Source organism: Bradyrhizobium yuanmingense (genome assembly GCF_900094575.1).
In the GTDB taxonomy this organism is placed as follows: domain Bacteria; phylum Pseudomonadota; class Alphaproteobacteria; order Rhizobiales; family Xanthobacteraceae; genus Bradyrhizobium; species Bradyrhizobium yuanmingense.
Genome location: NZ_FMAE01000047.1, coordinates 1 through 11,184, shown reverse-complemented (window position 1 = coordinate 11,184; position 11,184 = coordinate 1). Strand labels below are relative to the sequence as shown.

11 protein-coding genes and 1 pseudogene are annotated in these 11,184 nt (G+C 57.9%); 4 read left to right on the top strand and 8 right to left on the bottom strand.

Annotated features, from left to right (window positions below):
* Positions 1-271, top strand: a pseudogene (locus GA0061099_RS37875) (IS256 family transposase); the annotation flags it as partial.
* Between the two features lie 880 nt (positions 272-1,151).
* On the opposite strand, the gene GA0061099_RS37870 reads toward GA0061099_RS37875, so the two are convergent.
* From GA0061099_RS37870 to GA0061099_RS37845, 7 genes are all read right to left on the bottom strand, one after another.
* Positions 1,152-1,805, bottom strand: a complete 654-nt coding sequence (locus GA0061099_RS37870) for a hypothetical protein (RefSeq protein ID WP_074448599.1) — start codon at positions 1,803-1,805, stop codon at positions 1,152-1,154.
* A 211-nt stretch (positions 1,806-2,016) separates the two neighbouring features.
* Positions 2,017-2,331, bottom strand: coding sequence for a hypothetical protein (locus GA0061099_RS37865; RefSeq protein WP_074448598.1), 315 nt, complete (start codon positions 2,329-2,331; stop codon positions 2,017-2,019).
* 279 nt (positions 2,332-2,610) lie between these two features.
* Complete coding sequence (locus tag GA0061099_RS40830; protein ID WP_141697795.1) at positions 2,611-2,835, bottom strand: hypothetical protein; 225 nt, start codon at positions 2,833-2,835, stop codon at positions 2,611-2,613.
* Positions 2,832-3,089 carry a Mov34/MPN/PAD-1 family protein gene (locus tag GA0061099_RS43310; protein WP_420886590.1) on the bottom strand — a complete coding sequence of 86 codons (258 nt, stop codon included), beginning with the start codon at positions 3,087-3,089 and terminating at the stop codon, positions 2,832-2,834. The genes GA0061099_RS40830 and GA0061099_RS43310 overlap by 4 nt, the downstream gene beginning before the upstream one ends.
* A 50-nt stretch (positions 3,090-3,139) precedes the next feature.
* Positions 3,140-4,939 (bottom strand): ThiF family adenylyltransferase, encoded by a 1,800-nt coding sequence (locus GA0061099_RS37855; RefSeq protein ID WP_074448596.1) that lies wholly within the window; start codon positions 4,937-4,939, stop codon positions 3,140-3,142.
* Positions 4,940-5,528: 589 nt separating this feature from the next.
* Positions 5,529-5,885 carry a hypothetical protein gene (locus GA0061099_RS37850; RefSeq protein WP_074448595.1) on the bottom strand — a complete coding sequence of 119 codons (357 nt, stop codon included), beginning with the start codon at positions 5,883-5,885 and terminating at the stop codon, positions 5,529-5,531.
* Between the two features lie 307 nt (positions 5,886-6,192).
* Positions 6,193-6,531, bottom strand: coding sequence for a hypothetical protein (locus tag GA0061099_RS37845; RefSeq protein WP_074448594.1), 339 nt, complete (start codon positions 6,529-6,531; stop codon positions 6,193-6,195).
* 457 nt (positions 6,532-6,988) lie between these two features.
* Here GA0061099_RS37845 and GA0061099_RS42910 point away from each other — a divergent pair, with 457 nt between their 5' ends.
* The 3 genes from GA0061099_RS42910 to GA0061099_RS37830 all read left to right on the top strand — a co-directional run bounded on the left by GA0061099_RS42910 (position 6,989) and on the right by GA0061099_RS37830 (position 9,650).
* Positions 6,989-7,213 (top strand): AAA family ATPase, encoded by a 225-nt coding sequence (locus tag GA0061099_RS42910; protein WP_158644921.1) that lies wholly within the window; start codon positions 6,989-6,991, stop codon positions 7,211-7,213.
* A complete protein-coding gene (locus GA0061099_RS37835) occupies positions 7,182-9,257 on the top strand; it encodes an AAA family ATPase (RefSeq protein ID WP_158644922.1) in 2,076 nt (691 codons plus the stop codon). Before GA0061099_RS42910 ends, GA0061099_RS37835 begins: the two co-directional genes overlap by 32 nt.
* Before the next feature lie 138 nt (positions 9,258-9,395).
* Positions 9,396-9,650 carry a hypothetical protein gene (locus GA0061099_RS37830; RefSeq protein ID WP_074448593.1) on the top strand — a complete coding sequence of 85 codons (255 nt, stop codon included), beginning with the start codon at positions 9,396-9,398 and terminating at the stop codon, positions 9,648-9,650.
* 54 nt (positions 9,651-9,704) lie between these two features.
* On the opposite strand, the gene GA0061099_RS37825 is transcribed toward GA0061099_RS37830, so the two are convergent.
* Positions 9,705-10,655: a hypothetical protein gene (locus GA0061099_RS37825; protein WP_074448592.1), complete on the bottom strand. Its 951-nt coding sequence runs from the start codon at positions 10,653-10,655 to the stop codon at positions 9,705-9,707.
* Positions 10,656-11,184 lie beyond the last annotated feature (529 nt).

Here is an 11,184-nt window from a genome sequence, read left to right as displayed (position 1 = left end):
GAAGCTGCCGAAGGAGCTTCGTCGATCGCTCGCCTGTACCAACATCGCCGAGAACATGATGGGCACCATTCGCCGCGTCACGCGCAACGTCAAACGCTGGCGGGATGCCGGTATGGCCTTGCGATGGGTCGCGGCCGGCATGATCGAGGCCAACAAGGGCTTCCGGCGATTGAAGGCGCATAAGCAATTGTCGGTTCTGCGTGCGGCCCTTCAAGCTCACCACGATCGCATGACGATCAAGCCCGTTGCCCATGTCACGAGGGCCGCGTAATCATTCGTTCCGGCAACGTCGGCCCGACGTAGTTCAACAGCGATCGGGACATCTCCGGTAGACGAGGTCTACGCTTTCGTCGTCTACATATTCTCGCAGGACGTCCAGATTGTCGCCGAAGTATAGCCGGTTGACCGTCTTACCTGCCGAACTCTTAGCCACGTCGCACCCCCTCATCCCGACGGGAATGGATCGTTAGGCACAACCTGATTCTGTTCCGTTAAGTCATAGAAATCGCTCTCGGCATGGTTAGCAAGAGCTAAACACTGATCCATTTTGAGTGTCCTAGTTCAACATGGCGCGTGTTCCCAATTAGGACAGCACCTGCCGGTTTCGCGGTCTGCCGACCGGCAACCGCGACACCGACAGCACCGGCGCCTTCTCCACTGCCGTCGTTGTTGCGTCCTCTTGCTGAACACGAAGCAGCGATCGGAGGGAGCTGCTGATCGCGCGCACAAAAAAGGCTACCGAAGCACCAAATCAATCGGCGAGGTTATGCAGGCGCGATTGCAGTTCTCCGGCATCCGCGACCAGTCGGCGGGACGCTACAAGGTGGTTCTTTGCTTAGTCTTCCGACTTTGGATCGCTTCAACCGCGCTCGGCTCTCGACGGAACAACCTTATCGATATCGAGGCTATATGGCCATCCTACTCCACCGCGACGTCTTCATTGCCCCGCAGCCACTTAGCTACGTTCCAATATGGCACACTCGATCCGCTCGCCCCAAGATTACGGCCTGGCCCTTGGGCAACAGGCAGTGCAGGCCGTTGGCTTTCCTCCAGTCCTAGACCGGCGATGCCCTAGCCAGCGTGGCGCCTTCATCCACCAGCCGCTTTCTCTGAAGTCTTCCGAGAAAATCCTGCGGCTGCTTGAGCCGCCGTTACGACAAGAACAGTGCTTTGAAGAGAGCGTTGACGGATGTCCATGACTTGTAGATTGCAAACGCCGCAAAGACGATAGGCAGGCCGGCTTCCAGGATCATCCATGTGCGTCGCAAGCCGAGTGGCCACCGCCGCTTTCTCAAACGGTCTTCTGCTTTCTGCAGGGCCGCGTCGGCCGCATCCTTAACTTTGTGGTATGCGTCCCAATTCGAGTCCTCTTGGTCGTAGTATTCCGGTTCGTCGAGCGCTTCCCGCCGACTTCTTAACTCTTCGGCGTCCGCGCCCTCTGCGGACTCCCGAGCCGCATCGACTCGCTCATCTTCGATATACTGCGTGACCAATTTCGCTGTCTCGCGTTCGCGAAGCAGGTCGGTCCAGGTCCGCAACACGAAGCTAAGGAGCAGCAAGATGACAGCCAGCGCCATAAGCATGGCCAAAACTTCGGGCCGATTGCCGAAGTCCAACGGGACCAGGCCCGTGCCTTTGAGCTGTACATCGAATGTCACGACGACCGCGCAAATCGTCGAAGCAATAATCAGATGGCGCCCCGTCCGCATCGTCTCGGCGCGCAATGGCTCGCCATACAGCCCTTCCAAAAAATCGGCGGTCGGGCTTTTAGTCGAGGCGAGATCTATTGCATTGTCCTCGCTCATCGCTTGAGTCATCTTAGAAATTGCTGCCGCCTTGAATGCCTGTTTCTTTCGGTGCCGGACTACTGATCCTGGCCGCCTGGCGTTGTGGTCATAGTAGAAACATTTCGACCGCGCCGCCAGCTACAAAGAAATGGTCGAGCTGCTCGCCGTCAGTTGCGCGGTGGCACGGTCGGTTCGTCGGGGACGACGCTAAAGACTGGTTAAAGATGGCTCACGTTTTCTTGCGCCCACGTGTGGCGCAAGTCGCTGAGAGGGACACCATGGGCACCCGTCTGTGAAGCGGCCCTTTAATCGCGGCGAGAAACGGCATGATCAACGAGATCGCGCGTAAAGCGGCAACGCGCGATTGGTACTCTTCGAGATCCACTTCGCGCGTCAGGCGCGAGAACGAATCTGCAAAGCTGGCGTGAAGTTCGCCTTCTTCGATCCACGACTTACCGCCATCCGCGCTGATGCGATGACCGACGAATACCTCACGTCGGCGCGCCCGGCAGTCAATCATGCGCTCGATGGTCCAACTGGTCATGGTCCCTCATGGTAGCAGTATGACTTGATCCGAACGGCGTTGCCGCGCCTTTTCCATTGCGACTCTGCACGCGGCGGGGAAGGTCAGTGCGAAATCCGTCATGAACTCATATTCTTTGACGGTAGTACGGGGCGCGACGATCCGGAAGCGCCAATAACGGCGCCCACTTGGCTTCTTTCCGTACTCGCGCTCCCATTGCGAAGTGTCAATCCGCACATCACCCATGTTCGGCCTTCACATTACACTCTGCCCCTAGCGAGCGCGCTTCAGGGCGCCGGCTCAGACAGCGTGACGGACGGTTGCCCAATCGGGTGGTGGATCGAACAATTTTAGCTCCTGTGGTTGCGCTTCCAAGCGGCGCCGCAGAAATCGCCCATCAATGCGCCCTTTCCAACAACGCGCTGACCAGTCTTGATTGATCTCGCTGCCTGCCACGATCAGCATGAGCGGCTCCTTCACGCGGCGAGCAATGCGCCGCAGCGTAGCCGAGTTCAGATCGCTCATTGCCGCGACCCACCGGGATGCGAGTGCCAATCGCCGAGGTAATCAACGTCACCCCCGCTATCCTGAAAAGCCCGCCGAATCTCTGCGACCTGCCAAGCGTGATCAGGCACGAAACAGTGTCGCCCATGAAGGGCGTGCGGGCCGGGACCGCGAAGGTCGATTACCACCCGGTCTTTCCCCGCGCGCCAGCCGAGGAGAACTCCGCCATTCTCAAGGGGGGCAAATTCGCAAGCAAGTTTGCACATTGCCCGCATCACGTGCGAAGAAAGCCAGACATTCATTCCCCGGCTCCGCAACAGCGAGTTCATTCCCCGGCTCCGCAACAGCGAGGATGTGGCGGGCAATGAAACGCTTCCCAGCTCGGCAGCACACGTACTCCGTTCTCGCCTTGCAGTGTCAGGATAGACACTTGCCAGGTCCCGGGGTCGTACTTCCCTTCTGAGAGCAATCCGACCGCACTGCGGACGACTTCAAGCGAGACTTCTTGCAGATCAAAGCCTCCTCCGGTGAATGTAGGCGCATTGCACCCTAACGGCGTGACGATTCCGGTACTATCGAGACGCGGTTTGGATATATGTTTCTCGTCCTTCCGATGTTCATGGAGGCAAACCAAGCAGCTTTTGGAATCGTGAACAAAGCGCGCGACCACGCCGCCTGCGAGCCCCACGGTCGCGTAGCCCATCACATACGGCACTTTCAATCGGCGGCAATAGTAGGAGAGCGCATATTGGACCTCGAATGAAGCTGACGTATCGACGACGAGATTCGCCTCGCGTAAGACATCCAGTATTGGTGACAGCACGTTTTCGTTGAGATCCGGCGGTAGCGTATCCGGAGCCGATGTCGCTGCGCCAAGATTGGCACCGAAAGCAGTCGGTGTTGTCCAAGGATAATTTGCCAAGACAAAGTTCGCGAGAGCCACCGCCTTGGGACTGCCCCATGCAGTCCGTCCCAACGGCCAACGCAGACTATTCCCCGGCTCGACGGTATCGTAATCGACAAAGGCGACTCGACCGACTCCTGCGCGCGCTAGCTCTAGTGCTGCGAACCCACCGATGGCACCGCAACCCACGACGACGACGCTCTTGTTGAGCAATGATCGTGCGACCGGTAGTCTAGAGAAGATGTCGTCCTTGCCAGCGCGTTTGCCGATAATGAGTTGGGTTTCAGCCGGATTCTGTTCGTTGCCAGTGACAAGGCCGCGACGGCTCGCAAGAAACAGCCATCCTGCCCCTTTTTTTTGCTGACCGTATTCGATCTCATCCGGAAATACGATGCCCGTGATAGAAAATGGTCCAGCGGCAAATTGATTGAGTTTTCGCACGCTTGGTCCTTGCAGAACAGCTTGCGTCTCAAGCTCTTTCTCCGCTAGTAGTAGCAGCTCTGCTGCATCCATCGCCGCGGGTGGGGTGAACTTGACCCACCGAGCCGTAACTACCTGCGCACCAGCCGGTTCGTTGGGAAACGCAAACCGCTTTCCCACGCCGACTCCGCTGCTGTTTTTCACTTGCCGAAGGATGCCCTCAAATGCGGCTTGATTTCTAGCACTGTTGCGGCTCATGCAGACCACGTCCATGAGTCCGTGTCCGTTCGGTGGCACGGGCATGCTGCCATCGAATAAGATAACGGAGTCGTCCTCCGCGCCAGCGAAATACGGCATCAGCGGATCGGGAGCTTGTTCTTCAAGCCGCGCAGCGTCGTCCCATCGTTTCTCTTTCCGCGCGTCGAGGGCCGCCAGAAGCTGTTTCAGCCGTTCCTCGATGAAATCGGAGACCAACTGCCGTGGATTCCACTGTCCTGTCTCTTGCGTCAGTAGGCATAGCTCTTTGGTCAGCGGATTTTGGTGGCGCTCAAATTTTTCGTCGGGCGCCCCGACCGCCGGGCGAAAATACGGATGAAGTGGCGAGAATCCGATGCGCAAGCGAATCGGATCCGAATGCCCATGCACCGGCCACTCCGCCTCAAGAATCAATATGCCGTGCGCCTGATAGAGCGTCCGAGGCGCAATCCCTCTTTTTGAGAACGCCTCAAGTTCCTCGCGAAGTAGGTCAGGCCAGAGCGCCCACCAATTCTCATAGCCAACTGATGCTTTCGGGTGCCGCAAACAGTTAGCCTACCGGGCGATGATCAGGCGGCGTGGTGGGGCGTGGCGGGCCTTTGCCAGGGGTATCGCTAGGCGGGCCGGGCGGAACATCGGGATGTTGAGGGTGATCCGGATGATTGCCCTTCCCTGGCTCCTGATTTGGTGGACTAGCCATGGTTGAAACCCTCCAATAAATGCGACTCAGAGCTGTAATGGTCGCATCCTCCGGAGTCAATAAATGGACGCGGCAGAATGCTGCTCAACCGATTTATACCCAGCGTTATGCACATCGGCGTCTCTGCGCTCGTTAGGGATGCGCGTCATCCGAACCAGGCGCCCGTTTGCCCGGGTGCAAGCGAGTGGCTCTACATAGCTGCCCGCCCATATTTCGCGCCCCCGCTTCGTGCTGCGCTTCGACGACGTCGGCGCATCCAGCCCGCCAACGTGACAGCGGCGCAAAACTCTAGTTCTGGGTGGTCCAAAGTTCGGTCTTGCTACAATCAAGGCGAAAAACTCTAGTTCTGGATGCTCCAAAGTTCGGTCTCGCTGCACGGTCTCGCTACAAAACCCACCGAGACTCTAACTGCCGCTGGATGAAGTTAGTGGCAGGTCAGCGGTCACCAAACATCCTCGGGGATATCGAAATAGCCCTTTTGCGATCTAGATCGTCGGCGAAGTCTATCCAAGCGGTCTTGCCCACTCGCAGTGAGCAGTAGGCGCCGGCCATGGCGGCGAACCCTTTCAGTACGACAAGTACGTCGTCGACGAGACCCGACAACTGGTTCGGTACGGAGGTCCCATAGGCGAGGTAGATGGCGTCCCGGTAGTTCGCCTTCCCGCGATAGCGCGACGCCTGGTGAAGGAAACTGATGCCGCGACGGGCGTACGAGGTGTCGCGCAGTTCACGCGCCGCCTTCGTCCGGAAATCGGAAACTCCCAGCGCCTTGAACTGGGCCGTTTCCCTCACCCTCTCCTCGACATTCCATCGTTCCCAGCCCGCCGTTCCGGAAAGATACTCCGCGCAACAGCCCCAGGCTTCCTGCGCAGTCGTGGGTTTGTTGACGAGCGAGTGCTGTCCCCTTGCCTTACTGGCGCGAGCTCGGTTTCGACTGTTTTCGGAATGACGCTCGACAGGCAGTCCGCGAAGGGATGCATCGCCAGGGCGTTGGCAGGGAAGCGCTCCTGCCACTTCCGCGCGGTCTCCGCGTGATTGCCTGGAAGGAACCGTCCATCGCTGCCGTCATGGCGGAAGCCGCGCTGTAGACACCATAGTACTACCAGCCAACAATTGCCGTCCGCGCCACGTCTGCCTTGTTCGTCGGAGCCGTCAGCGCCTGCAGCGCAGCTATCTGGTTAAGGACGAACAAAAGCTGCTCACACACTGTGTTGAGCTGGGGATCTGGCATCCCGCGCGCGTGAACATTCGCGTAGAACCCTCGACCGGCAGCGAAGTCGAGCTTTTGGTCGACAGTTAGGATCGCGAGCGCGCGCATCCAGTGGACAGTTGCCGGCAGCGCGAAGCGCGCGTCTGGCACGTCGCGCGGCGCTTCAGTCAGGGTGCCGTAGCTCTGCATTCGCGAGTAGAGGGATGCGGTTTTCGGATCGGCGGCCATGACGCGCTCGTCTCAAGTGTTAATTGGTCGGCCCCGGTTTCTGCGCAAACAGGAGCAGGCGCCTATCATGATTTTTCGAATCTGGTCCTGCATTGCTTCTAATACTCTGTCGAATTGTATCCTCGGAGCGACCCGGGAGGCACCTACCAGGCTTGGTTGGGTCACGCAGACGAGCCGTGGCTAGTCGAGCACGCCGATCCAGGTCAGCACGAGATGCCACATTGCCAGCGTCTGCTCCAAAGCCCCGGTACTACACCACCTCCGCGAAGCCACGACCGAGGAAGAGCCGCCAGCAGGTCGGCGGAGACCAAGCGCGAAGGGTGGATGACGAACCAATGGATCGACCTGAACCGGCCGCGGTGAAATGGAGATGACGCCTTTTGGCAGGGGTGCCCTCTTTACAACCTCAGCTTGCATGCTAGTAATCCTCTCTAGCCATAAGGGGGAGGAGGTGGCCGTGGCGATCATCGAGAACATTCGTCTGCTCAAGGGCGCAGCCGTGTTGGCGGAGCGTAAAGCCACCACTCCAAGCCTTGATCTCAAGCGATACAATCTTTTCTACGGATTCAATGGCTCGGGAAAGTCAACCCTTTCCCGCATATTAGCAAAAACAGGAGCGACTTCCCGAAGGCTGCACATTCGAAATCGAGTTGTCCAACGGGACGAAATATACCTATCCTAAGGCACTCAGCGGCCTTGAGAAGTGCGTCTGTGTTTTCAACGGCGATTTCATTGCCGAGAACCTCCGCTGGGAAACTGGCGTGGCGAACCCCGTCTTTTATATTGGCGCCGACCAAGCCGAGGCAGCGGAGCAGTTGAAGGCGCTCGAAACTACCCTACCAGCGACGAGAACGAAGCACGAAGGCGAGGCCAAGCTGCTCAAGGAACGCGAGAAGGCGTTCACCGAGTACAAGAAGGTTCTCGCGCGAACAGTCTCCGAGCGTTTACGCCAGCCCACTCGATACGAGGCACCGCAGTTTATAGCCGACGTTGATAAGCTGGGGACTTTGGCGGGTGGCAAGCTTAGCGATGCGGATCTTGATGCGGCCGCCGCGACCTGTGCGCGGTCCGAACCGCCAGCCAAGATCAAGTCAATAGAGATTCCGGTCTCGGAGCTGTCGGAAACGATTAGAGCCGCCGTTGAGCTCGCTCCAAAATCCACTGGGAGCATCGCCCTCGAAGGGCTGGATGTGCACCCGCAAATGGTCCCATGGGTCAAGCAAGGACATGAGTACCATGTCGAACACGATTTAAGGTCGTGCTTGCATTGCGGCCAAGCAATTACCGACCAGCGAAAAGCGCTACTCACAGCGGCTTTTGACGACAAGCTTTCCAAGTTCGTCATCGAACTGAACACTGCCGCGCAACATGCAGGTAGCTGCGTGGAAGCGCTGGCTGTCGCACAGATCGCGATACCTGCCGCTGCCCAGTTGTCAGCCGAATTTCAACCGCAGTTTGAAGCTGCCGTCCTAACGTTCACCGCAGCATTGGATGATGTCAGACCCCTGATGGTGACGGTATTAAGAGCGTTGCGGGAGCGAAAGGACGCGCCGACCCGTCCAGTAACGATACCGCTCCCCCCGGTGACAGAGGTGATGGCTCGCATTAAGCTGCTCGAAGAGAGCTGTAACGCTCTTAATGCGATCCTCGAGCAGCATGCCAACATGGTCGACAGGTTCAACGAGCATCAGAAAAAGGCTCGAGAAGCAATTCGTCGCCATTTCGTAGCTACCAGCGCCGACGAGTATACGAAACACGTCAGCGAGATTACCAATGCTACAGCGAAGGAGGCTGCCGCTAAGAAGAAAGTCGAAAAGCTGGAAGGGGACATAGCCGCGCTGCGCTCCAAGGTCCAACAACACGGGCCCGCCGCCGACAAAATCAATGCGCTGGTTAAATCGTATCTTGGCCACGGCGAACTGACGATCATCGCCATTGCGGAGGGCTATGAACTACACCGGCACGGAACGCTGGTGACAGGCGCTCCCAGTGAAGGAGAGAAGACGGCAATTGCGCTTTGCTATTTCTTATCAACGCTTGAAGCAGAGGATCGAAGGGTCAAGGACCTTATCGTGGTTATCGACGATCCAGTATCGAGCCTCGATACAAAGGCAATGAACTACGCCTGCGGACTCATTCGTAATTGGCTTTCCGATGCGCGTCAGCTCATCGTACTGACCCACAATCAGCATTGCATGAATGAATTTAAGAAGCCTTGGAAGAACTGGGCCAAGGCTGATCCGGCCAAGGCCAGCCTGAAGTTCATAGATGTTTCGATACCAGCCTCAACTAAGACCCGTACCTCCAGCATAGTGGATCTTCCGAAACATCTTCGCGAGTACGAATCGGAGTACCACTACCTTTTTGAAAAGGTGATGGCGTTTGAAGCTGCCGGGGGTGGTCACTTCGACTATGCGTTCATGATGCCGAACGTGTTGCGGCGTGTGCTTGAAATCTTTCTGGCGTTCAAAGTCCCACGTAATGGGAACATAAGTGACAAGCTCAAAGCGCTTTGCGATCGTTACGATGGCTTGGACAGAGATCGTCTCAATGCGCTGGAGCGGCTCGCGCAGGTCGAGTCGCATTCTGACAGTCTAGACGATTTGATCGCGCAATCCTCCCTGACGGTGGAGGAGAGTCGGGACGCAAATTCAGCGCTGATTGACCTCATGAAGGTGGTTGACGAGACCCACCTCACCGACCTGCGGAAATACTGTAAACCCTAGCCGCCATCAGCAATGGAGCGCATGTAACCGGCTTAACCCAACAAACCATCGGCATGTCCGGTTTTGTCTCGCTGCAATCAAGACGCCACGATGAGGAGGTCCGGTTATACGCCTTCAACATGCTGGCGAGTGATGGGAATGACTACCGGCGCCTGCCGCTGTCGATGCGCAAGTTCAACCTCGCGCGCCCGCAGGCCGGAGGGCATCTTCGCTGCAGACTACGACCAGGGCGAGATCGGCCCCGACCTGTTCCAGGCCGCTTGCAAGATCGGCCTGGAGGGCATGGTCTCCAAGCACCGCGCGCGCGCCTATGGTGCAAGGCGCTGCACGCACTGGGTGAAGGTCAACAACACGAAGCATCCGGCTTACAAGCAGGTGCAGGATCAGTTCTGACGAGGTCCCCCGGCACCAGACATCGGGCAGCTCGCCGGGCGAGGCGTTCAAGGCCTAGTCGTCTTTCGACATCACGTGATCGCAGTAGCTACAGAACTCGTGCGAGTCCCAAGAGACATTATTCGGCGTGAGTAATGTGCTGCATCGCAAGCATTCATCAAGTTCGAGCTGGCACCGGGCACAGCCGTTCTCGTCCTCGCTCGTGACATACGTCTCATAGCCGCACTCAGGGCAGCTAGCCAGTGCTCCTTCGCCGCCATCTGTCATGGCGATGTAGTTGTCGCTCGCAAAGTGTTGCTTGAGGGCTGCCTCGATCGCCTCGTGCGCGTCGAGATCTTCACCGCACTCGCGGCATGTCGCATGAGCGCTTTCATGCACGGTATTGTTGGGGTTTTTCTGGTGAACCAGACGGGAGTCGCACCTCGGGCAGACGGGCTCCGCGTTAGCCATTGCATTCGACTTCCAGTCGACTTTGTCGAAGCTCGCCCGACATTCGGCGAGCTCCTGGTCATAGTCCGTCTTTACCTCGATCATGGTATTCCAGCACTTGCCCAGGTGCTTTGACGGCTCCTCATGCAACTGCTTGAACATGTCGACTACGACAGGAAACGCGCGTGCAATTGCCTCACGAACCTTCTTCCCGCTCGCGTTCGTGAAGTAGTGTTCCATGTCGTTGCGGATTCTGTTCAAATCAGCCAAGGCCGCCTTGTCGATCTTCAGGCTGAACGTCTTGAAGCGATCACCGATCTCCATGAAATCGACGGTCTTGTTGCTCGCCTCATAGGTAACGCCTCCCTTCCCGTCTGGGACAGGGACGAACTTGGAGCCGATAATTGCCTTCACGGAAGCTTTCGGTGCCGCACGGACCAGAACTTCCTTGGCGAGCAGCAGCGTGCCGGCATAAAAATTCCGCACGGTCGAAAGCGCGCGCTTGGGGTCGTTGTGCTCGTAATCCTCGATTCCGAGCTGGATCGACTGAATAGCGTTGTCAAACAATGTGTTCATGGGCGCGCGGCCTCCCGGGGGCGCTCGATTCGACGTCGCAAGTTGGCTGAATAGCTGGGAATGTGGGAACCGGAAAGCGCAACCGCAGTGCCCGCCGCGTGAACGTCAGCCATGGGGTCTCGAGCGGTAATGCTCTGACTAATCTCGTAAGATTTCCGCTTGGCCGTTCGGAAGCTGACGTCTGCCCCTTTAACACACCTAGAGCGCCCGGAGCCCGGCCAGCTCCGCAATCTACGGCTCACAATGGAGGCAACCGACGGCGGCCGGGATCGCTCATCGCGCGCCTGTGCCGGTCGAGACGATCGAGCCCGGCACGTGAGAAAGTTGGATAGATCAAGAGCTTGTGCGCAGTGCACCCTCATTTTTGGTGGGTGGACTCTTCCGTTTCGATCCCCCTAGATGGCGGAACGCTGTGCAATTACCCGGGCGCTGCGCTCGCTAGCAATTTCCTCCGGAGCTCCTAAAAATGTCTGCCGATCGGCCGGCCACGTGGCTCGCGATGCGTCTTGCATTTTTTGTCGCTGGTTTT

Bases quoted from the DNA above. Each gene is read 5' to 3' on its own strand.
- GA0061099_RS37870 (WP_074448599.1), bottom strand. From the start codon at position 1,805: ATGAGCGAGGACAATGCAATAGATCTCGCCTCGACTAAAAGCCCGACC.
- GA0061099_RS37865 (WP_074448598.1), bottom strand. From the start codon at position 2,331: ATGACCAGTTGGACCATCGAGCGCATGATTGACTGCCGGGCGCGCCGA.
- GA0061099_RS40830 (WP_141697795.1), bottom strand. From the start codon at position 2,835: ATGAGCGATCTGAACTCGGCTACGCTGCGGCGCATTGCTCGCCGCGTG.
- GA0061099_RS43310 (WP_420886590.1), bottom strand. From the start codon at position 3,089: ATGCGGGCAATGTGCAAACTTGCTTGCGAATTTGCCCCCCTTGAGAAT.
- GA0061099_RS37845 (WP_074448594.1), bottom strand. From the start codon at position 6,531: ATGGCCGCCGATCCGAAAACCGCATCCCTCTACTCGCGAATGCAGAGC.
- GA0061099_RS37830 (WP_074448593.1), top strand. From the start codon at position 9,396: ATGACTACCGGCGCCTGCCGCTGTCGATGCGCAAGTTCAACCTCGCGC.
- GA0061099_RS37825 (WP_074448592.1), bottom strand. From the start codon at position 10,655: ATGAACACATTGTTTGACAACGCTATTCAGTCGATCCAGCTCGGAATC.